Below are 22467 nucleotides of genomic sequence, written 5' to 3'. Positions count from 1 at the left end.
AGCCGGGCGCGGTGCCTCCCAAACCGGTCACAGCCCCGTGGTCATGGGACTATGGAGGCTACGTATCGATCCGATCAGCTTCGACCAGCACTCGACCAGCAGAGGCGTCCACGCCTCGAGAAAATGGACCCTGCGTGCCCGCGATCCCTTCCCCCGTGCCGGACCATGTCCCGGAGCCGAGCCGTACGCCCCCGGCGCTGATCCGCAACTTCTGCATCATCGCCCACATCGACCACGGCAAGTCCACGCTCGCCGACCGGATGCTGCAGCTCACCGGTGTCGTGGACGTGCGGCAGATGCGTGCCCAGTACCTCGACCGGATGGACATCGAGCGGGAGCGGGGCATCACGATCAAGTCGCAGGCCGTCCGGCTGCCGTGGGCGCCGTCGGAAGGGGAGGGCGCGGGCAGCACCCACATCCTGAACATGATCGACACCCCCGGGCACGTGGACTTCACCTACGAGGTGTCCCGCTCGCTGGCCGCCTGCGAGGGCACGGTGCTGCTGGTGGACGCGGCCCAGGGGATCGAGGCCCAGACCCTGGCGAACCTGTACCTGGCGATGGAGAACGACCTCACCATCATCCCGGTGCTGAACAAGATCGACCTGCCGGCCGCCCAGCCGGAGAAGTTCTCCGAGGAGCTGGCCAACCTCATCGGCTGCGACCCCTCCGACGTGCTGCGGGTCTCGGCGAAGACCGGCGTCGGGGTGGACGCGCTGCTCGACCGTGTGGTGCGTGACGTGCCGGCCCCGGTCGGCGTCGCGGACGCGCCCGCCCGCGCGATGATCTTCGACTCGGTCTACGACGCCTACCGTGGCGTGGTCACCTACGTCAGGGTGATCGACGGGCAGCTCACCAAGCGCGAGCGGATCAAGATGATGTCCACCGGCGCCACCCACGAGCTGCTGGAGATCGGCGTCTCCTCGCCCGAGATGACACCGCACGACGGACTGGGCGTCGGCGAGGTCGGCTATCTGATCACCGGGGTCAAGGACGTCCGCCAGTCCAAGGTCGGTGACACCATCACCACCCTGCACAAGGGCGCGACCCAGGCGCTGGCCGGCTACAAGGACCCCAGGCCGATGGTCTTCTCCGGCCTCTACCCGCTGGACGGCTCGGACTACCCGGAGCTGCGCGAGGCGCTGGAGAAGCTGCAGCTCAACGACGCGGCGCTGGTCTACGAGCCGGAGACGTCCGCCGCCCTCGGCTTCGGCTTCCGGGTCGGCTTCCTCGGCCTGCTGCACCTGGACGTGGTCCGCGAGCGGCTGGAGCGCGAGTTCGGCCTCGACCTGATCGCCACCGCGCCGAACGTCGTCTACCGGGTGGTGATGGAGGACGGCAAGGAACACGTCGTCACCAATCCGAGCGAATTCCCCGAGGGCAAGATCGACAAGGTCTTCGAGCCGGTGGTGCGGGCCACCGTGCTGGCCCCGACCGAGTTCATCGGCGCGATCATGGAGCTGTGCCAGAACCGGCGCGGCTCGCTGCTCGGCATGGACTACCTGTCGGAGGACCGGGTCGAGATCCGCTACACCCTGCCGCTGGCCGAGATCGTCTTCGACTTCTTCGACAACCTCAAGTCCAAGACCCGCGGCTACGCCTCGCTCGACTACGAGCCCACCGGCGAGCAGGACGCCGACCTGGTCAAGGTGGACATCCTGCTGCACGGCGACAAGGTGGACGCCTTCTCCGCCGTCACCCACAAGGACAAGGCGTACGCGTACGGCGTCCGGCTGGTGGCCGTACTGCGCAAGCTCATCCCGCGGCAGAACTTCGAAGTGCCGATCCAGGCCGCGATCGGCGCCCGGGTGATCGCCCGCGAGACCGTCCGCGCCATCCGCAAGGACGTGCTCGCCAAGTGCTACGGCGGCGACATCTCCCGTAAGCGCAAGCTGCTGGAGAAGCAGAAGGAGGGCAAGAAGCGGATGAAGATGGTGGGCAACGTGGAGGTGCCGCAGGAGGCCTTCATCGCGGTCCTGTCCACCGATTCCGAGGGCGAGTCCAAGGCCAGGAAATAGCCGGGACGGGCGCCCCGCCGTGGCCCGGACCTCGGGTGATCGGGGGCCGCGTCCCCCTTACGCGAAGGGCGTCGGCCCTCTACTCTGATCCGACGGAGTAGGTTACTGGCGAGTTAACAACACAGCGCGTGCCCGGAGGTTGGCGTGACCGACACAAAGACGTTGATCGAGAACCGGCCGCCCTCCGTGGCGACGCTGTTTCTGGAGCGCGTGGCGGCGACTCCCGACGCGGAGGCCTACCGTTACCCGGTCCCGTCCGCGTCGGGCGAGGGCCCGGAGGAGTGGCGCCCGCTCACCTGGGGCCAGGCGTCCACCCGGGTCTTCGCGATCGCCGCGGGGCTGATGGACCTCGGGGTGCGCCCCGAGGAGCGGGTGGCCATCGCGTCCAGTACCCGGGTGGAGTGGATCCTCGCCGACCTCGGCGTGCTGTGCGCGGGCGCGGCCACCACCACCGTCTACCCGAGCACCAACGCCGACGAGACCGCGTTCATCCTGGCCGACTCCGGCAGCCGGGTGCTGATCGCGGAGGACGCGGCCCAGCTCGCCAAGGCCAGGGACCGCCGGGCCGAGCTGCCCGAGCTCGCCCATGTGGTGGTCCTGGACGCCGCCGACGCGGCCGACGCCGGCGGTGACGGCTGGGTGCTCTCGCTCGACGACCTGGAGAAGCGCGGCGCCGCCTACCTCGAACAGCACCCTGCCGCGATCACCGAGACGATCGCGGCGATCACCAAGGACCAGCTCGCCACCCTGATCTACACCTCCGGTACCACCGGTCGGCCCAAGGGCGTACGGCTGCCGCACGACTGCTGGTCGTACATGGCCAGGGCCATCGAGGCCACCGGCCTGCTGAGCGAGTCCGACGTGCAGTACCTGTGGCTGCCGCTCGCGCACGTCTTCGGCAAGGTGCTCACCGCCGGGCACATCACCACCGGGCACGTCGCCGTGGTGGACGGCCGGGTGGACAAGATCATCGAGAACCTGCCAGTGGTGCAGCCGACCTACATGGCCGCGGTGCCGCGGATCTTCGAGAAGGTCTACAACGGGGTCGCCGCCAAGGCGCGGGCCGGCGGCGCCGCCAAGTACAAGATCTTCGTCTGGGCCGCCGAGGTGGCCAGGGAGTACGCCAAGGCGTCGCAGAACAGCATGCGGCTCACCGGCACCCCCAGCGTCCCGTTCGGCCTGCGCACCCAGCACGCGCTGGCCGACAAGCTCGTCTACGGCAAGATCCGCGAGGCGTTCGGCGGCCGGCTGCGGGCCTGCATCTCCGGCTCCGCCGCGCTCGCCCCCGAGATCGGCTTCTTCTTCTCCGGCGCCGGCATCCACATCCTGGAGGGCTACGGCCTCACCGAGTCCAGCGCCGCCAGCTTCGTCAACCTCGGCGAGTCCTACCGGATCGGCACCGTCGGCAAGGCGCTGCCCGGCCTGGAGGTCCGGATCGCCGAGGACGGCGAGATCATGCTGCGCGGCCCCGGCATCATGCAGGGCTACCACGGGCTGCCGGAGAAGACCTCCGAGGTGCTGGAGCCGGACGGCTGGCTGCACACCGGCGACATCGGCGAGCTGTCGCCCGACGGCTACCTGAAGATCACCGACCGCAAGAAGGACCTGATCAAGACGTCGGGCGGCAAGTACATCTCGCCGGCCGAGGTGGAGGGCCGGTTCAAGGCGGAGTGCCCGTTCGTCAGCAACGTGCTGGTGGTCGGCGGCGGCCGCAACTTCTGTACGGCGCTGCTCGCGCTCGACGAGCCGACGCTCCTCACCTGGGCCGCCGAGCACGGCCTGGAGGGCCGCTCCTACGCCGACCTGGTCGGCACCGACGAGGTCCGCGAGCTGATCGGCGGCTACGTCACCCGGGTGAACGAGAACCTCCAGCGGTGGCAGCAGATCCGGCAGTTCCGGGTGCTGCCCCGGGACCTGGACATCGAGCACGGCGATCTCACGCCCAGCCTGAAGCTGAAGCGGCCGGTGGTGGAGCGGGAGTTCGCCGGACTGATCGACGAGATGTACGCGGGGGCGCGGGAGGCGTAGGCGCCTGTGCGCCTGCCGCTGGGCTCTGAACGGGGGTGCGGCCCCGGCTGGGCGCCTGCGTGCCTGCCGCTGGGCCCTGTCCGGGGCGCGCGCCCGGCTGGGCGCGATGAGCCACGGCGCTGGCGCGGGGTGGCCTCCGGCCCGGGGGGGTGGGTCCTGTTGTTTTTCGGCCCCCGGGCCGGTGGGGGCTGGTGGCGCAGTTCCCCGCGCCCCTTTGGGGCGCGGTCGTGCGCTGGGCGTGACGTGTCCCGGCTTCATGAGGGGCGTGGGGCTGTGTCTGATGTGCGGCTGGCGCCGCGTGCGCGTGACGTGTCCCGGCTTCATGAGGGGCGTGGGGCTGTGTCTGATGTGCGGCCGGCGCCGCGTGCGCGTGACGTGTCCCGGCTTCATGAGGGGCGTGGGGCTGTGTCTGATGTGCGGCCGGCGCCGCGTGCGCGCGGCGTGTCCCGGCTTCATGAGGGGCGCGGGGAACTGCGCGATGAGCCACGGCGGTGGCGCGCTTTGGCACCGGCCTGAAGGGGCTGGTGCTGTTGTTTTTCGGCTACCGGCCGGTGGATGGTTGCTCGCGCAGTTCCCCGCGCCCCTGGGGGTTGGTCGGGGCCTCCCGGCTGGGGCGGGGGCCGGGGATTGGTCCTAACGGGTGATGGGATCGTCGCTTTGGGCGCGCGGGTCGTCGCCGGGTGTCACGCTGGACGGGTCAGCACCGGCACGCCGGGAAACGGGAGCCGGGCAGCACCGGCGGCCGGACCCGGACCCCCCACCCACCTTCGGCCGGGGTACCCCCAGGCCAGCTCGGGAGCCGCCGTGAGGCTCAGCCCATCGCGCCCTCGGACGGGCGCTGACCAGGTCGCGCGCACCACCCTGCCCGGCAGCGAGCCCGCCGCGGGCGCCGCCCGGCGCTTCCTGCGCGCCGCCCTCGCCGACTGGGCGCCCCCGGGGCCCCCCGAGCCGGGCTGCCTGAGCCGGGCGGACCTGGTGGAGGACGGCACGCTGCTGGTCAGCGAGCTGGTCACCAACGCGGTGATCCACGCCGGGACGACGGTGGACCTGCTGTGCCGCCTCGACACCACCGAAACGCCCGCCGCACTGGTCATCGAGGTCTCCGACCTCCACCCGGCCCGCTTCCTGCGCGGCGCGGACCGACCCCCGGCCGACAGCCGCGAGAGCGGCCGCGGGCTCCAGCTGGTCGCCGCGCTCTCCGACGCGTGGGGGATCAGCTATCGGCGCGAGCGCAAGACGGTGTGGTGCAGGTTGGACCTGGAGCCCGAGATGGCGCCCGGGCCGGAGGCGACACCGGGGGAGGGGCCCGGGAGGCGGCCCGCGGGCGCGGCGAGCGTCGCGGTGCCCGGGGGACCGGTCACCGGGCAGCCGCGGGCGGTTTCCGACGAGGAGGCGCCCGGCGGGGCGCCCGCCGCGGTTCCGGCTGTGATCGCGGGCGGGTGGCACGCGGGTGCGGTCGGCGTCACGGTGCCCGAGGTGCCTGCCGCCGGGCAGCCGGGTGCGGTTTCCGACGAGGAGGCGCCCGGCGGGGCGCCGGCCGGGACGCCGGCTGTGATCGCTAGCGGGTGGCACGCGGCGGCGCCGGGCGCAGTGGGGGTGTCCGAGGCGTCTGCCGCCGGGCAGTCGCGGGCGGTTTCCGACGTGGCGGTGCCTGGCGCGCGGCACGGTGGAGTCGCCGGGGAGCCGGCGGTGGCCCGGGCGCACCCCCAGCCGGAGGCCGGGCACCCTCGGCCGGATGTCGGGTGGGAGCACCCCCAGCCGGAGGCTGGCTGGGAGCGTCCCGAGCCGGAGGCTGGGTGGGAGCACTCCCGGTCGGAAGTCGGAGGCGGCTCCTGGTGGGGGCTGCCCGTTGCCGATCTGCTCGCGCCGCTGCCCGTCGCGGCCGAGCGGCGGGCCGACGCCGAGTGGATCCACCGGGGCTCGCTCTCGTTCCTCGCCGAGGCGTCCGACCTGCTGGCCGGGCAGCTCGACGAGGACACCGTCGCCTCGCTCGCCGCCCAGCTCCTCGTCCCGCGCTTCGCCGACTGGTGCGCCGTCTGGCTCTACCCGCACGGCGCCCCGCCCCGGCTCGCGCACGTCTGGCACGTCTCGGAGCAGCAGCTCGACGTCCTGCGCGGCGCTCTCGAACAGTTCCCGCCGCCGCCCGACACGCTGCCGCCGGGCTCGCACCCGTGGACCGGCCCCCTCGACCCCGGGCCGAACGGCCACCGCTGCGGCACCCTCGCCGTGCCGCTGGTCACCGGCGGCCGCTGCCTCGGGACGCTGCTGCTCGGGCGGAACGGGCTGCTCGGGCTGCCGGCTGAGGTCAGCGGCCTGATGGAGGACTTCGCGCGCCGGGTCGCGCTCGCCGTCGGGGCGGCCAGGCAGTACGCGCGGCAGGCGATGATCAGCAGCGTGCTGCAACGCGGGCTGCTGCCGCCGGCCGCCGGCCGGATCCCCGGGGTCGAGCACGCGGTGGTGTACGAGCCGATGGACGGCGACTGGGTCGGCGGCGACTTCTACGACCTGTTCCCGGCGGGCGACGGCCGGTGGTGCTTCGCGCTCGGTGACGCCTGCGGGAACGGGCCGGAGGCGGCGTCGCTGACCGGGATCGCCCGGCCCGTGCTGCGGTTGCTGGCGCGGGAGGGGTGCCGGGTCGCGGATGTGCTCAACCGGCTGAACAAGGCGCTCGCCGACGAGGCGGCGACGGCGGTGATCGGGGAGACCGCGACGTGGGAGGGCGGGCAGTCGCGCTTTCTGTCGCTGCTGTACGGGGAGATCGTGCCGTACGACGGCCGCGGCGGGGCGCGCTGCACGCTGGCTTCGGCGGGGCACCCGCTGCCGTTGCACCTCGGTTCCGACGGGGAGGTGCTGGCCGCGGCCCGGCCGCAGATGCTGCTGGGTATCTCCGAGAGCGCGCGGTACGTCAGCGAGACGTTCGACCTCTATCCCGGGGAGACGCTTCTCTGCGTCACCGACGGCGTGACCGAGCGCCGGCGCGGCGACCGCCAGCTGGACGACGACAACGGCCTGACGCGGGCTCTCTCGGCGTGCAGGGGCCTCTCCGCGGCAGGCATCGCGGAGCGCATCCGCCGCGAGGTCCACGCGTTCGCGGAATCCCCGCCGTCCGACGACCTGGCCATCCTGGTCCTCCAGTCCCGCTAAACGTGTCCCACTAGCGGTAACGCGCCACTCCCACCGGCCGGGGCCCACCAAAGACCGCAACCGGCTGGGCGTCCGGCCCGCCCGCGGGCCCGTTGTGGCTTGTCGCGCAGTTCCCCGCGCCCCTGGTGATGCCGGGATGAGTCGCGCCCACGCGGCGGAGCCGCACATCAGACACAGCCCCGCGCCCCTGGTGATGCCGGGATGAGTCGCGCCCCCGCGGCGGCAGCCGCACATCAGACACAGCCCCGCGCCCCTTTGGGGCCCGTCCCCGCCGGGCCGCCCCGGCCAGCCATGGTTTTTGGGGGCGCGGGGAACTGCGCGACAAGCCCGCCACCGGGCGGGTGGTCCGGGGACGGCCGGATGGGGCTGGGTGGGCGGGGTGTGTCGGGTTTCGGTGTGCCCCGGCTTCAACAGGGGCGCGGGGAACTGCGCCACCAGCCCGCCACCGGGTGGGCGGGCCGGGGACTGCCGGGAGGGGCTGGGTGGGCGGGCCGACCGGGGGGTGGCGGGGTCGCGTCGGGCTGAGGTGGGCGGGGGAGCGGGCCGCAGGCCGGGGAGCGGATACTGGGGGGATGCCTTCTGTACTGCCTGACGGGGAAGCCGTGCCCCGGGACGGCGGCCTGCCGTCGCACGCCCTCGACGGAGTCGCCTCCCGCCCGCTCGGGTTCTATCTGCACGTGCCCTACTGCCTCACCCGCTGCGGCTACTGCGACTTCAACACCTACACCTCCACCGAGCTGCGCGGCTCCGGCGGCGCGCTCGCCTCCCGGGAGAACTACGCCGACGTCCTCATCGAGGAGATCCGGCTCGCCCGGAAGGTCCTCGGGGACGACCCCCGCCAGGTCGAGACCGTCTTCGTCGGGGGCGGCACCCCGACGCTGCTGCCCGCCGCCGACCTCGGGCGGATGCTGGGCGCGATCCGGGACGAGTTCGGGCTCGCGCCCGGCGCGGAGGTCACCACCGAGGCGAACCCGGAGTCCGTCGACCCCGCCTACCTCGCCGAGCTGCGAACCGGCGGCTTCAACCGGGTCTCGTTCGGCATGCAGAGCGCCCGCCCGCACGTGCTGCGCGTCCTGGACCGCAACCACACCCCCGGCCGCCCGGAAGCCTGCGTCGCCGAGGCCCGCGCCGCCGGCTTCGAGCACGTCAACCTGGACCTGATCTACGGCACGCCGGGGGAGTCCGACGCCGACTGGCACGCCTCCCTCGACGCGGCGATCGGCGCCGGGCCCGACCACGTCTCGGCGTACGCGCTGATCGTCGAGGAGGGCACCCAGCTGGCCCGCCGGATCCGCCGCGGCGAGATCCCGATGACCGACGACGACGTGCACGCCGACCGCTACCTGATCGCCGACGAGCGGCTCGCCGCGGCCGGGTTCGGCTGGTACGAGGTCTCCAACTGGGCCACCACCGAGGCCGCCCGCTGCCGGCACAACGAGCTGTACTGGACCGGCGCGGACTGGTGGGGTGCGGGCCCCGGCGCGCACAGCCACGTCGGCGGGGTCCGCTGGTGGAACGTGAAGCACCCCGGCGCCTACGCGCAGGCGTTCGCGGAGGGCCGTTCCCCCGGCGCCGGCCGGGAGATCCTCAGCGCCGAGGACCGCCGCGTCGAACGCATCCTGCTGGAGCTGCGGCTCTCCGACGGCTGCCCGCTGGACCTGCTCGCCGAGCAGGGCGCGAAGGCCGCCGCGCAGGCGGTAAGCGACGGCCTCCTGGAGAGCGGTCCTTACCAGACCGGCCGCGCGGTCCTCACGCTGCGCGGACGGCTGCTGGCCGACGCAGTGGTGCGCGATCTGGTGGACTAGCCACCAGGCAGCGGCGGGATCAGGCCCCCTCCGCCGCCCCCTCGGTCACGAAGTCGATCAGGTGCTCCACCGACCCCAGCAGCTCCGGCTGGATGTCCCGGTAGCTGCGGACCGACGCCAGGATGCGCTGCCACGCCTCGCCCGTGGTCATGTCCCAGCCCAGCGCGCGGCACACGCCCGTCTTCCAGTCCTCGCCGCGCGGCACCCGCGGCCAGGCCGCGATCCCGACCGAGGCCGGCTTGACCGCCTCCCACACGTCGATGAACGGGTGGCCGACCACCAGCACGTCAGGGTCGGTGACGGAGGCGGCGATCCGGGACTCCTTGGACCCCGGCACCAGGTGGTCGACCAGCACGCCGAGCCGGGCGTCGGGGGCCGGGCCGAAAGCGTCGACGATGGCCGGCAGGTCGTCCACGCCCTCCAGGTACTCCACGACGACGCCCTCGATCCGCAGGTCGTGGCCCCAGACCCGTTCGACGAGCTCGGCGTCGTGCCGCCCCTCGACGTAGATCCGGCCGGCCCGCGCCACCTTCGCCTTCGCGCCGGCCACCGCGATCGACCCGGACGCGGAGAGCAGCGGCCCGCGCGGCCCGGGCGCCTGCGGGCGGACCAGGGTGACGGCCTTGCCGTCGATCAGGAAGCCGCGCGGCACCATCGGGAAGACCCGGTGCTTGCCGAACCGGTCCTCCAGCGTGACCGTCAGCCCCTCCGCGGTCTTCTCCACCCGCACCACCGCCCCGCAGAACCCGCTCGTGGCCTCCTCGACCACCAGATCCGTGTCCGCGGCCACCTCGGGCACGGGGACGGACTTCTTCCAGGGCGGGGTGAGGTCGGGGCCGTAACTCCTGCTGCGCATGCAGGACATTGTGCCGCCTGGCGGCGGGACTTGGAGGTGAGCGGCGCGTGGTTCTCTGCTGGGGGTTCGGGGGTTATCCCCCGAGGGATTGCAGCCAGGGCGGGGTGAGGTCGGGGCCGTAACTCCTGCTGCGCATGCAGGAGATCGTAGAGCCAGGGGGCCGCCCGGCAACGCTTCGGCGCTAACCCGGCCCGCCGGAATCCGGCGCCCCGAAACGTTCGGCGAGCGTGTCGCGTTGGGCGCGGACGAAACGTGCGTCCACCACCGCGCCGTGGCCGGGGACATAGCGGGCGGTCTCGCCGCCCAGCGCCAGCACGGCGTCCAGTGCGGCCGGCCAGCCGGCCGGGGCGGCGTCCGGGCCCGCCTGCGGCTCGCCCGACTCCTCGACCAGGTCGCCGCAGAAGACGACCGCCGGGTCGCTCGCCGTGCCGCCCGGTACGACCACCACCAGATCGCGGCCGGTGTGCCCGGGGCCCGGATGCACCAGCCTGACCAGCCGGTCACCGCCCAGATCAAGCCACAGTTCGTCGGCCACCGGAGCGGTGACGCCGACCAGCGCGGCGGCCGCCTCGGCCGCCTGCGCCGCGTCCGTGCCGTGCCTGACCGCGTCCTGCGCCAGCTCCGCCGCCGTGCCCGCCGCGCGCAGGAAACCGTCGAGCGACCGCTCGCCGTAGACCCGCGCGCCGGGGAAGGCCGCCGCGCCCAGCACATGGTCGAAATGGCCGTGGGTGAGCACCACATGGGTCACCGCGCGGCCGGTCAGCGCCTCGATCTGGCCGCGCAGCTGCTCGCCCTCGCGCAGCGTGGACCCGGTGTCCACGAGCAGCACGCCGTCAGCGCCGACCACCAGGCCGATCGTCACGTCGAGCGGGGCCAGCCTGCGCCGGGCGACGCCGGGGGCCAGCTGCTCCCAGACGGAGTCGCCGTCGGCCGGCCGCCGCGGATTGTCCACCGATTCCACAGGGCGACGCTATCGTCGCGGCGGTGCCGCCGTGGCCGGTACCCGCACCTCACCTTTCGCCGCATCCACGCCGTATCCGTGACGTACCCGCACCGGACCCTTCGCCGCACCGGCAGCTGACCGGTCAGCGGGCACCCGCTATTGCAGTCCCCTTGCCGCCTCGCCGTACACTGGCTGCGGGGAAGCTGGCACTCGAAACGGTGGAGTGCCAGGCCAGAACGCTTGAAGGACGCTTGAGACCTATGGCTGGAGGTGCGCGATGCTGAGCGAACGCAGACTCGAAGTTCTGCGCGCCATCGTTCAGGACTACGTCGGCACCGAGGAGCCGGTCGGATCGAAGGCGCTGACCGAGCGGCACCGGCTCGGTGTGTCGCCCGCCACCGTGCGCAACGACATGGCGGTGCTGGAGGACGAGGGCTACATCGCCCAGCCGCACACCAGCGCCGGCCGGATCCCCACCGACAAGGGCTACCGGCTGTTCGTGGACAAGATGGCCGCCGTCAAGCCGCTGACGTCCGCCGAGCGGCGGGCGATCCAGAACTTCCTGGTCGGCGCGGTCGACCTCGACGACGTGGTGGCCAGGACGGTACGGCTGCTGGCGCAGCTCACCCGGCAGGTCGCGGTGGTGCAGTACCCGTCGCTGACCCGCTCCTCGGTACGGCACGTGGAGCTGCTGGCGCTGGCGCCGGCCCGGATCATGCTGGTGCTGATCACCGACACCGGGCGGGTGGAGCAGCGGCTGATCGACTGCCAGGCGCCGGTCGGCGAGACCGTGCTCGCGGACCTGCGGGCCCGGCTGAACAGCCGGGTGGTCAACCGGCGGTTCGCCGATGTGCCGCCGCTGGTGCAGGATCTGCCGGAGAGCTTCGACCCGGACGACCGGCCCGCGGTCGCCGGGGTGCTCGCCACCCTGCTGGAGACGCTCGTCGAGGAGACCGAGGAGCGGATCATGCTGGGCGGGGCGGCTAACCTGACCCGGTTCAACCACGACTTCCCGCTGACGATCCGGCCGGTGCTGGAAGCGCTCGAAGAGCAGATGGTGCTGCTGAAGCTGCTCGGTGAGGCCACGGACGCCACCATGACGGTCCGGATCGGGCATGAGAATTTTCACGAGGGACTCAACTCCACATCCGTGGTGGCGGTCGGCTACGGTTCGGGCGACGAGGCAGTCGCCAAACTCGGTGTGGTCGGACCGACCCGCATGGACTACCCGGGAACGATGGGAGCGGTACGCGCAGTGGCACGTTACGTCGGACAGATCCTGGCGGAGTCGTAAGTGGCCACGGACTACTACGCCGTACTAGGCGTGCGCCGCGACGCGGGTCCGGACGAGATCAAGAAGGCCTTCCGCCGACTTGCTCGTGAGCTGCACCCGGACGTCAATCCGGACCCGAAGACGCAGGAGCGCTTCAAGGAGATCAACGCGGCGTACGAGGTGCTCTCGGACCCGCAGAAGAAGCAGGTCTACGATCTCGGCGGCGATCCGCTCGCCGGGGCCGGCGGGGGTGGCGGACAGGGCTTCGGCGCCGGGTTCGGCAACTTCAACGACATCATGGACGCCTTCTTCGGGCAGTCGCAGCAGCGCGGGCCGCGGTCGCGGACCCGGCGCGGCCAGGACGCGATGATCCGGCTCGAGATCGAGCTCGACGAGGCGGCGTTCGGCACCACCAAGGACATCCAGGTGGACACGGCCGTGACCTGCGGCACGTGCAACGGGGAAGGCGCCGCGCCCGGCACCTCCGCGCAGACCTGCGACATGTGCCGCGGACGCGGCGAGGTGTCGCAGGTGACGCGGTCGTTCCTCGGCCAGGTCATGACCTCGCGGCCGTGCCCGCAGTGCCAGGGGTTCGGCACGGTGGTGCCCACCCCGTGCCCCGAGTGCGCGGGGGACGGCCGGGTCAGGTCCCGGCGGACGCTCACCGTCAAGATCCCGGCCGGCGTGGACAACGGCACCCGGATCCAGCTCGCGGGCGAGGGCGAGGTCGGCCCGGGCGGCGGCCCCGCCGGCGACCTCTACGTCGAGATCCGCGAGGTGCCGCACGCGGTGTTCCAGCGGCGCGGCGACGATCTGCACTGCACGGTGACGCTGCCGATGACGGCGGCGGCGCTCGGCACGAAGTGCCCGCTGGAGACGCTCGACGGTATGGAGGAGGTGGACATCCGGCCCGGCACCCAGTCCGGCCAGTCCATCCCGCTGCACCAGCGCGGCATCACCCACCTGCGCGGCGGGGGCCGCGGCGACCTGGTGGTCCACGTCGAGGTCGTGACCCCGCACAAACTCGACGCGGACCAGGAGGACCTGATGCGGCGCCTCGCCAAACTCCGCGGCGAAGAACGCCCCACGGGCCAGTTCGCCCCCGGCCAACAGGGGTTGTTCTCCCGCCTGAAGGACGCTTTCAACGGCCGTTAGAACGCCCGCTTCGCCCGGTGCCCCGGGTGGCGGACCATCCCGCCCGCGCCCGGGCGCGCCCCGGCCGGGTTGCGCCCCGTAGGGGCGCGGGGAACTGCGTGCTCAGCCAGAGCGCGCTTGCAGGCGGCCGACCGCCCAGCCACTTGCGGTAGTTGCCGGACCACCCGGCCGTCGGTGGCTGGTCGCGCAGTTCCCCGCGCCCCTGGTGATGCCGGGGCACATCGCGCCCGCGCGGCGGAGCCGCATATCAGGCACAGTCCCGCGCCCCTACGGGGCGCGTCCTCGCCGGGGCGCTACCCGGCCGGGGGTCGGGGTCCGCGCCGGAGGGGAGGGGGGTTGCGTGGGACTATGGGGGCATGTCCGCGCAAGATCTCGCGTTGTTCTCGGCGCACCCGATCATCCAGGCGCCGATGGCCGGCGGCGCCTCCAATCCGCGGCTGGCCGCGGCTGTCGGCGGCGCCGGGGGGCTGGGGTTTCTGGCCGCCGGGTACAAGACGCCCGAGGCGATGTACGAGGAGATCCGGCAGCTCCGCGACCAGAGCCCGCACCCCTTCGGGGTGAATCTGTTCATGCCGCAGCCGGCCACCGCCGACCCCTCCGCCCTCGCCGTCTACGCGGAGCAGCTCGCCGGCGAGTCCGCCTGGTACGCCACCGAGCTGGGCGACCCGGACAGCGGCACGGACGACGCGTACGACGCCAAGGTGTCGATCCTCCTCGAGGACCCCGTCCCGATCGTGAGCTTCACCTTCGGCTGCCCCGAGCGCTCGGTGTTCGACGCCTTCGCCAGGGCCGGCACCTACACCGTCGTCACCGTGACCTCACCGGCCGAGGCGCTGGCCGCGCAGTGGTCGGGCGCCGACGCCGTCTGCGTCCAGGGCATCGAGGCCGGCGGCCACCAGGGCACGCACCGCGACGACCCGGCGCTCGACTGCGCCGGCACCGGCCTGCTCTCGTTGATCCCGCAGGTCCGCGAGGCGGTCCAGCTCCCGCTGATCGCCGCCGGCGGGCTGATGCGCGGCGGCCAGGTCGCCGCCGCCCTCGCGGCCGGCGCGGACGCCGCCCAGCTCGGCACCGCGTTCCTGGTCTGCCCGGAGTCCGGGGCCGGGCCGCTGCACAAGAAGGCGATCACCGACCCGGTCTTCTCCCGTACCGAGCTGACCCGCGCCTTCTCCGGGCGCCCGGCCCGCGGCCTGGTGAACCGCTTCATGCGCGAGCACGGCCCGTACGCCCCGCCGGGCTATCCGCAGGTGCACCACCTGACCGCCACCGTGCGCAAGGCCGCCGCCGCGGTCGGCGACCCGCAGGGGATGGCGCTGTGGGCGGGGCAGGGCCACCAGCTGGCCAGGGAGCTGTCCGCCGGCCGGCTGGTGGAGCTGCTGGTGTCGGAGCTGCACGCGGCCCGCGAGGCGCTGGCATGACGGCCCCGGTCTTCGTCGTCGCCCCGGGCGCGCTGGACGGCGCCCCGGCCCGGATCACCCTCGACGGGGCGGAGGGCCGGCACGCCGTCTCGGTGCGCCGGTTGCAGCCCGGTGAGCCGATCGTGCTGACCGACGGCGCCGGCCGCGGCGCGTTCGGCACGGTCGCCGCGGTCTCCGGCAAGGACGTCCTGGACGTCGAGGTCGGCGAGCTGCGTGACGAGCCGGCGCCGGCCGCACGGATCACCGTCGTCCAGGCGCTGCCCAAGGGCGACCGCGGCGAGCTGGCCGTCGAGACCATGACCGAGGCGGGTGTGGACGCGGTGGTGCCGTGGTCGGCGGCCCGCTGCGTGACCCAGTGGCGCGGCGAGCGCGGCGCGAAGTCGCTGGCGAAGTGGCGTTCCACCGCCCGGGAGGCGGCCAAGCAGGCCCGCCGGCTGCGCTTCCCCGAGGTGGCCGAGCCGATGACCACCCGGCAGGTGGCCGCGCTGCTGTCGGGCGCCGACTTCGCCGGCGTGCTGCACGAGGAGGGCTCGGCGCCGCTGGCGACCGCCGAACTGCCCGCGGCGGGCTCGCTGGTGCTGGTGGTCGGCCCCGAGGGCGGTGTCTCGCCGGAGGAGATCGCCGCGTTCAGCGCCGCGGCGGCGCCCCCGTACCGGCTCGGTCCGACGGTGCTGCGCACCTCCACCGCCGGGGTGGCGGCGGCCGCGCTGCTGCTGACCCGTACCGGCCGCTGGTCGTGACGGTGTAACCCCTGCGGCTGAGGGGACGTCAAGGACCCGTAGGGGACGGCTCGCCCGCGGGAAGGATGGACGACGGCGGCCCGCGGGTGGAACGTGGAGGGATGGGACGGGCAGGGACATACCGCGAGCAGGAAACACCCGAAACAGGCGCAAGCCTCCGATCAGGCACGGGCCTTGGCGAACGGGAAAGCGCTGTGAGGCAGGCCGCACCCGACAGGCACCGGCGGCCCCGCGGGTGCGCCGCGCGCTGGGCGGCCGTCACGGCCGTGGCCGCGGCCGGCTTACTGCTCGCCGCGTGCGACCCCGACGACAGCCTGGGCAGCGCCGTGGTCTCCACCACCACCGACCAACTGGCCACACACGCGCTGAAACACGACAACATCGACGTGCAGTGGCTGTCGTGCAGCGCCACCACCGGAAAGAAGGAGGCCACGGTCTCCTGCGAGGGCCGCACCGGCGACCAGCAGAAGATCTCGGTCGACGGGCGGATCACCAAGCAGATGGACGACACCTGCGTGCGGGGCCATCTGACGGCCGTGGTGGGCAAGCGCAAGGTCTTCGACGTCACGGGCCTGGGCGACTGCCATCGGGCGGCCACCAGCACGAGTTCCACCGGGAAGAGTTGATCCTGGTTAGGGTGGCGGAGTGACGCACCCGACACCGCGCTCGACGCCGCCATCGACGCACCCCAAGCCGCGCTCGGCACAGCAGAAGCCGCCGCAGAAGACGGCTCAGAAGCCGAAGCCGAAGAAGCGGCAGCCGAAGCAGCCGCCACAGCAGGCGAACCCCTCGTATCTCCGCCATCCGCACCCGCACGGCGAGTTGATCGCCTTCACCGCGGAGGACGATGTGTGGGTGGCGCCGCTCGACGGCGGCAGGGCCTGGCGGATCAGCGCGGACAACATGCCGGTCGGCCGGCCCCGGGTGTCGCCCGACGGCGCCGTGGTGGCCTGGACCTCGACCCGTGACGGCGCCCCCGAGGTGCATGTCGCCGCGCTCGACGGCGGCCCGTCCCGGCGGCTGACGTACTGGGGCAACATCCGTACCGCCGTGCGGGGTTGGACCCCGGACGGCGAGTTGGTGGTGACCTCGACCGACGGCCAGGCGTCGCTGCGCCGCAGCTGGGCCCGGGTGCTGCCGCTGGACGGCGGCCCCGCGCGCACCCTGCCGTACGGCCCGATCGGCGACCTGGCGTACGGGCCCGGCGGCGCGGTGCTGCTCCAGTCGCCCACCATGGGCCGGGAGGCGGCGCACTGGAAGCGCTACCGGGGCGGCACCGCGGGCAAGCTGTGGCTCGACCCTGACGGCGGTGCCGAGTTCAGCCGGGTGCACGCCGACCTCGACGGGAACCTGGAGAACCCGATGTGGGTCGGCGGCCGGATCGCCTTCCTGTCCGACCACGAGGGCACCGGCGCGGTCTACTCCAGCCTGCCCGACGGCTCCGACCTGCGCCGGCACAGCCCGCTCGGCTCGTTCTACGCCAGGCAGGCCGCCACCGACGGCACCAGGATCGCCTACACCTCCGCCGGCGTGCTGCACCTGCTCGACGACCTCGACGGCGCCGAGCCGCGCCCGGTCGAGGTCGCGCTCGGCGGCCAGCGGGTCGACCTCCAGCCCCACCCGGTGCGCGCAGCCCACCACTTGGGCGACGCCCGGCCCGACCACACGGGTCGCGGCAGCGCGGTGGAGGTCCGCGGCACCACGCACTGGATCACCCACCGCGGCGGCCCGGCACGGGCGTTGTCCGCCGAGCCGGGCGTACGCACCCGGCTGCCCCGGGTCTTCGGCCAGGGCGGCGGCTCCGACGCCGAGCAGCAGGTGGTCTGGGTGACCGACGCCGACGGCGAGGACGGCCTCGAATTCGCCCCGGCCACCGGGCTGTTGACGGGTGCCGGCTCCGGCACCGAGGCCGGCGGCGCGCCGCGCCGGCTGGCCACCGGCCGGCTCGGCCGGGTGCACGAGATCGAGGTGTCGCCCGACGGCCACCGGATCGCGGTCGCCTCGCACGACGGCCGGGTGCTGCTGGTGGAGACCCAGACCGGTGAGGTGCGCGAGGTGGTGGCCGGCGACGCGGGTGACGCGTCCGGGCTGGCATTCTCGCCCGACTCCGCCTGGCTGGCCTGGTCCCAGCCGGGCCCCGGCTCGCTGCGGCAGCTCAAGCTCGCGGCCACCGCCGACCTGACGGTGACCGACGCCACCCCCTTGCGCTTCAACGACTACGCGCCCGCGTTCACCGCCGACGGCCGCCATCTGGCGTTCCTGTCGGAGCGGGCCTTCGACCCGGTCTACGACGCCCATGTCTTCGACCTGTCCTTCACCAACGCCTGCCGCCCGTACCTGATCACGCTGGCCGCGACCACCCCGTCACCGTTCGGCCCGCAGCGGCACGGCCGCCCCTACGAGCCGGAGGACGACGACCAGGACGGCGGCGGCGAGTCCGACAAGGACGCGGAGGGCGGCGCCAAACCGGCAGGCGAGGAAGGCAGTTCGGGCCCGGCGGACAAGAGCGACCGGCCGCGTACCCCGGTGACCCGGGTGGACACCGAGGGCCTGGCCGACCGGATCGTGCCGTTCCCGGTCGAGGCCGGCCGCTACTCGGGGCTGCGCGCGGCCAAGGGCGGCGTGCTGTGGCTGCGCCACCCGCTGGTCGGCTCGCTCGGCTCCGCGCTGGCCACCCCCGAGGCGCAGCCGCCCGGCACCGTCCTGGAGCGCTACGACCTTGGGCAGCTGCGGGTCGAGGAACTGGCCGACGACACCGACGACTTCGCGGTCACCGGCGACGGCAGCAAGCTGCTGCTGACCAACGGCGCCCGGCTGCGGGTGGTGCCCGCCGACAGCAAGTCCGACGAGGACTCCGACAGTTCGGTCACCGTCGACCTGTCCCGGGTCCGGGTCACCGTCCGCCCGCAGGACGAGTGGCGGCAGATGTTCGCCGAGACCCACCGGCTGATGCGGGACAACTACTGGCGGGCCGACATGAACGGCGTGGACTGGGCCGCGGTCGCCGACCGCTACCGCCCGCTCCTGGACCAGGTCGCCACTCATGACGACCTGGTGGACGTGCTGTGGGAGCTGCACGGCGAGCTCGGCACCTCGCACGCGTACGTCTCGCCGCCCGGCGGCTACCGCGACCCGCTGCACCGGCAGGGCCTGCTCGGTGCGGACATCTCCCGTACGGAGGAGGGCGGTTGGCGGATCGACCGGGTGCTGCCCGGCGAGTCCTCCGACCCGCAGGCCAGGTCGCCGCTGGCCGCGCCCGGAGTCGCCGTCCGCGCAGGGGACCTGCTGCTCGCGGTGGACGGGCATCCGGTCGATCCGCTGACCGGCCCGGGGCCGCTGCTGGTCGGCACCGCGGGCAAGCCGGTGGAGCTGTCCGTGGCGCCCGCCGCGGGCGGCCCGGTCCGGCATGTGGTGGCGGTGCCGCTCGCCGACGAGGAGGCGCTGCGCTACCACGACTGGGTGGCCGGCCGGAGGGCCCATGTGCACCAGGCGTCCGGCGGCCGGCTCGGCTATCTGCACGTGCCCGACATGGTCGGCAGCGGCTGGGCCCAACTGCACCGCGACCTGCGGGTGGAGGTGGCCCGCGAGGGCCTGGTGGTGGACGTCAGGGAGAACCGCGGCGGCCACACCTCGCAGCTGGTGGTGGAGAAGCTGGCCCGCCGGGTCGTGGGCTGGGACCTGCCGCGCGGCGCCCACCCGGTCAGCTACCCGCAGGACGCCCCGCGCGGCCCGGTGGTGGCGGTGGCCAACGAGTTCTCCGGGTCCGACGGCGACATCGTCAACGCGGCGATCAAGGCGCTCGCCATCGGCCCGGTGGTCGGAACCCGCACCTGGGGCGGTGTCATCGGCATCGACAGCCGGTACCAGCTCGTCGACGGCACCGGCGTGACGCAGCCCAAGTACGCGTTCTGGCTGGAGGGTTACGGCTGGAACGTGGAGAACCACGGCGTCGACCCGGACATCGAGGTGGTGCACACCCCGCAGGACTGGGCGGCCGGCCGCGACCCGCAGCTCGACCGGGCCGTCGAGGTGGCCCTCGCGGCGCTGGCCGAGACCCCGGCGAAGACCCCGCCGGAGCTGCCCGAACTGCGTTGATCTAGGCGGCAGTCGAGTCGGCGGTCGAGTCGGCAGTCGAGTCGGCGGGCAGCCGGGCCGGCTCGAAGGAGGCCCAGATGCACTTGCCGTTCTCGGTGTAGCGGGCACCCCAGTTGGTCGCCGTCATGGCGACCAGCTGGAGCCCGCGGCCGAACTCGTCGTCGGCGTGCGGGTGGTGGACCCGCGGGGTGGCCTCGGAGCCGTCGTAGACCTCGCAGATCAGCGCGTCGTCCAGGTACAGCAGCCGGAGCCTGATCAGACCGGTGTCCTCGTCGTCCGCCTCGATGCCGGCCGCGTGCCGGTAGGTGTTGCCGACCAGTTCGCTGACCACCAGCGTCAGGGAGTCGGTCAGGCTCCCCAGGCCCCAGGTCTCCAGTTGCCCGAGCGTGTGCCGCCGGGCGTCGCCGGCCGACTCAGGTGCCCGCGGCAGGTCCCACACCGCGATCCGGTCGGCCGGGGCGCGGCCGACGCTCAGCGTGAGCAGCGCCGCGTCGTCGTCCGGTGTCCGGTCCGGCGGCAGGTCCGCGGTGATGGTGTCGCACAGCGACGCCAGCCAGCGTGCGCCGTGGGTCTGCCCGGCGGTCGACCCGGACTCCGCGGCCGTCTGCCGGCTGATCGCCGCCGTCAGCCGGGAGATGTCGGGGTTGTCGGTGCCCAGCAGCCCGTCGGTGTAGAGGACCAGCAGGCTGCCGGGTTCGAGCACGGTCTCGGTGATCTGGGCCGGCACCAGCGCGATGCCGAGCGGCTGCCCCATCGGGACGCGCAGCTCGCGGGGCGCCTGGCCTGGCCGCACCACGACCGGCATCGGGTGGCCGGCGCTGGCGATGGAGCACGTCCCGGTGGTGGGGTCGTACAGCGCCAGGCAGCAGGTGGCGTAGACGGCGTCGTCGTCACCGGTGCCGTGCCGGTTCCGGCCGAGCCTGACCACCACGTCGTTGAGGTGCGCGAGCACCTCGTCCACCGGCAGGTCGAGGGCCGCGACGGTGAGCACCGCGTGCCGGACGATGCCCATGATGATCGAGTGCTCCTCGCCGTGGCCCACGATGTCACCGATCACCGCGAGCGTCCGGCCGCCGGGCAGCGGCACCACGTCGTACCAGTCGCCGCCGACGCCCTGGCCGGCGGCGGGCCGGTACCTGGCGGCGGCCCGCACCGAGACCAGGTCGGGCAGCCGTCCCGGCAGCAGCTCGTGCTGCAGCCGCTCGGCCCGGTTGCGGGCGTCCTCGTACAGCCGCGCGTTGCCCAGCGCCTGGGCGACGACGACGCCGATGGTGCCGAGCAGCGACCGGTCGTCCTCGGTGAACTCCCGGGGCCGCGCCCAGCTGATCACGCAGGTGCCGACCCGTCGGGCGCCGACGATCAGCGGCAGCATCGCCCAGCCGCCCATGTTCTCGGCGTGCAGCGACGCGGGCCGGTCCGGCCACTGCCGGTCCAGGTCCGCGGACGAGCCGATGAACCGCGGGGCGCCGCCGGCCTGGTCGGGGCGGTCGCAGCCGCTCCACCGGTGCAGGTCGCGGAGGAACTCCGGGTGCGGTCCGATGTCGCCGACCAGCCGCGGCGCCGAGCCGGTCAGATCGTGCAGGATCAGGCCCTCCGCGCCGACCAGCGGCAGCACGTGCTCGGCGACCGCCCCGACCACGTCGGAGGTGTCCAGCGCCTTGATCAGCGCCGCGTTCAGCTCCGCCACCCGCTTGCCGCGGACGGCCGCCGCCTGCTCGACCTCGACCTGCTCGGTGATGTCCGACATCTGCGCGGTCACGAAGCCGCCCATCTCGACCGCCCTGACCAGGTAGTGCGCGACCGCGCCGCGCGCCTCCTCCCAGCGCCGCACCCGCAGCGTGGCGGGGGCGCCGGGCGCGGCCCTGGCCCGGGCGAGCAGTTCTGGCAGCCCCTGCTCGGCCAGTTCGGGCTTCTGGTCCCACGGCACCGTGCCCTCGATCGAGCCGCCCTCGGTGGCCTCGAGCCGCCTGGCCGCCTGGTTGGCCCACCGCACGGTGTCGTCGGGGGAGACCACATGGATCGGGTCGGGGTGCAGCTCCACCATCCCGACCAGCCACTCCAGCTGGCTGCGCCGCTGCGTGACGTTCCAGACCGTGCCGATCACCCGCGCGACCGCGCCGGTCGTCGTGTCGTGCTTGAACCCGGCGCGCACCTCCAGCCAGCTGACCTGCCCGGAGTCACCGACGACCCGGTACTCCACCGCGTAGGGCTTGGTGTCGCGCAACGACTCGTCGATCGATTTCTGCACGTCGGGCCGGTCGTCGGGGTGGATCCGCTCCATCCAGGTCTCGATCCGCCGGTCCCAGTTGTCCGGGTCGAGGCCCGCGGAGCGCATCAGCTCCTCGGTCACCTCGTCGATCGCCAGGGTGCCGGTGGTCAGGTCCCAGCTCCACCTGCCCACGTTGATCTGGTGCATCACCGACCGCGGCGCGCCCAGCGGCTCTTGCCACCACGGCGGGGTGCCGCTGCGCCACTGCCGGACGCCGGGCAGCCGGGCGCCGACCACGTCGGCCGCCTTCGCCAGGAACATCCGCCGCTCCGCGCTCGGCGGCCCGGTGGTCAGCACCGACAGCGCGCCGACCGCGATCCGGTCCACCATGAGCGGCGCGGAAAGGACCCCGCCGACCAGCCGGCCCGGCGGGCCGCCCTCGGCGTCCGGCGGACGGCTGGTGGACCACACCACCTTGCCGTAGTCCACGGCGAGCGCGGGCGCCACCTCGCCGGAGCGGGGGAGCTCGTCCCAGGGGCGGGCGATCTCCGCGGGCAGGCCGTTCACGGCCGCCAGCCGCAGCGTGCCCTCGTCCTGGCCGGCCAGGTGGGCGAGGCCGCCGATACCGCCGAGGGCGGCGACGGCCTGCTGCAGCGCCAGGCGCAGCAGCTCGGACTCGTCCAGTCCCTCGGTCGCCGTCAGCAGGTCGAGCCGTACGGCGTCAGCCGGATACCCGGGCTCCGCCGGCTCACCGGCGTCCCGCCCGTACCGGGGACCCGTCAC

General features: G+C 73.6%; 13 protein-coding genes. 10 read left to right on the top strand and 3 right to left on the bottom strand.

The window, feature by feature from the left end; all coding sequences use genetic code 11:
* Positions 1 to 134: 134 nt before the first annotated feature.
* From lepA to hemW, 4 genes are all read left to right on the top strand, one after another.
* Entirely contained in the window at positions 135 to 2018 is a 1884-nt protein-coding gene (gene lepA / locus ACQPW6_RS10330) for a translation elongation factor 4 (protein WP_433889274.1), read from the top strand.
* Between the two features lie 144 nt (positions 2019 to 2162).
* Complete coding sequence (locus tag ACQPW6_RS10325) at positions 2163 to 4046, top strand: AMP-dependent synthetase/ligase (protein WP_433889273.1); 1884 nt, start codon at positions 2163 to 2165, stop codon at positions 4044 to 4046.
* Between the two features lie 804 nt (positions 4047 to 4850).
* Complete coding sequence (locus ACQPW6_RS10320; protein WP_433889272.1) at positions 4851 to 7190, top strand: SpoIIE family protein phosphatase; 2340 nt, start codon at positions 4851 to 4853, stop codon at positions 7188 to 7190.
* Between the two features lie 572 nt (positions 7191 to 7762).
* A complete protein-coding gene (gene hemW, locus ACQPW6_RS10315; protein ID WP_433889271.1) occupies positions 7763 to 8995 on the top strand; it encodes a radical SAM family heme chaperone HemW in 1233 nt (410 codons plus the stop codon).
* A gap of 19 nt (positions 8996 to 9014) precedes the next feature.
* Here hemW and ACQPW6_RS10310 read toward each other — a convergent pair whose 3' ends face one another.
* Positions 9015 to 9851, bottom strand: coding sequence for a DUF3097 domain-containing protein (locus ACQPW6_RS10310; RefSeq protein ID WP_433889270.1), 837 nt, complete (start codon positions 9849 to 9851; stop codon positions 9015 to 9017).
* A 181-nt stretch (positions 9852 to 10032) separates the two neighbouring features.
* Complete coding sequence (locus tag ACQPW6_RS10305; protein ID WP_433889269.1) at positions 10033 to 10812, bottom strand: MBL fold metallo-hydrolase; 780 nt, start codon at positions 10810 to 10812, stop codon at positions 10033 to 10035.
* A 259-nt stretch (positions 10813 to 11071) separates the two neighbouring features.
* Between ACQPW6_RS10305 and hrcA the strand changes: the two genes are divergently transcribed.
* From hrcA to ACQPW6_RS10275, 6 genes are all read left to right on the top strand, one after another.
* The gene (gene hrcA / locus ACQPW6_RS10300; RefSeq protein ID WP_433889268.1) at positions 11072 to 12088 is read left to right on the top strand and encodes a heat-inducible transcriptional repressor HrcA; all 1017 of its coding nucleotides are present in this window, start codon (positions 11072 to 11074) and stop codon (positions 12086 to 12088) included.
* Positions 12089 to 13222 carry a molecular chaperone DnaJ gene (gene dnaJ / locus ACQPW6_RS10295; protein ID WP_433889267.1) on the top strand — a complete coding sequence of 378 codons (1134 nt, stop codon included), beginning with the start codon at positions 12089 to 12091 and terminating at the stop codon, positions 13220 to 13222.
* Positions 13223 to 13578: 356 nt separating this feature from the next.
* Positions 13579 to 14640: a nitronate monooxygenase gene (locus ACQPW6_RS10290; RefSeq protein ID WP_433889266.1), complete on the top strand. Its 1062-nt coding sequence runs from the start codon at positions 13579 to 13581 to the stop codon at positions 14638 to 14640.
* Positions 14637 to 15380, top strand: a complete 744-nt coding sequence (locus ACQPW6_RS10285; RefSeq protein ID WP_433889265.1) for a 16S rRNA (uracil(1498)-N(3))-methyltransferase — start codon at positions 14637 to 14639, stop codon at positions 15378 to 15380. The genes ACQPW6_RS10290 and ACQPW6_RS10285 overlap by 4 nt, the downstream gene beginning before the upstream one ends.
* Before the next feature lie 266 nt (positions 15381 to 15646).
* Positions 15647 to 16006: a hypothetical protein gene (locus ACQPW6_RS10280; protein ID WP_433889264.1), complete on the top strand. Its 360-nt coding sequence runs from the start codon at positions 15647 to 15649 to the stop codon at positions 16004 to 16006.
* Positions 16007 to 16202: 196 nt separating this feature from the next.
* Positions 16203 to 19475 (top strand): S41 family peptidase, encoded by a 3273-nt coding sequence (locus tag ACQPW6_RS10275; protein WP_433894484.1) that lies wholly within the window; start codon positions 16203 to 16205, stop codon positions 19473 to 19475.
* A gap of 1 nt (position 19476) precedes the next feature.
* On the opposite strand, the gene ACQPW6_RS10270 is transcribed toward ACQPW6_RS10275, so the two are convergent.
* A complete protein-coding gene (locus ACQPW6_RS10270; RefSeq protein WP_433889263.1) occupies positions 19477 to 22467 on the bottom strand; it encodes a SpoIIE family protein phosphatase in 2991 nt (996 codons plus the stop codon).

The organism is Streptomyces sp. CA-111067, from assembly GCF_050956065.1.
GTDB lineage: Bacteria > Actinomycetota > Actinomycetes > Streptomycetales > Streptomycetaceae > Actinacidiphila.
The sequence above is the reverse complement of the archived record's forward strand: the minus strand, read 5'-3'. Positions and strand labels throughout refer to the sequence as shown.

Excerpts from the sequence above, each read along its gene's own strand:
- hrcA (WP_433889268.1), top strand. The coding sequence starts at position 11,072 with ATGCTGAGCGAACGCAGACTCGAAGTTCTGCGCGCCATCGTTCAGGAC.
- ACQPW6_RS10285 (WP_433889265.1), top strand. The coding sequence starts at position 14,637 with ATGACGGCCCCGGTCTTCGTCGTCGCCCCGGGCGCGCTGGACGGCGCC.
- ACQPW6_RS10310 (WP_433889270.1), bottom strand. The coding sequence starts at position 9,851 with ATGCGCAGCAGGAGTTACGGCCCCGACCTCACCCCGCCCTGGAAGAAG.
- hemW (WP_433889271.1), top strand. The coding sequence starts at position 7,763 with ATGCCTTCTGTACTGCCTGACGGGGAAGCCGTGCCCCGGGACGGCGGC.
- ACQPW6_RS10290 (WP_433889266.1), top strand. The coding sequence starts at position 13,579 with ATGTCCGCGCAAGATCTCGCGTTGTTCTCGGCGCACCCGATCATCCAG.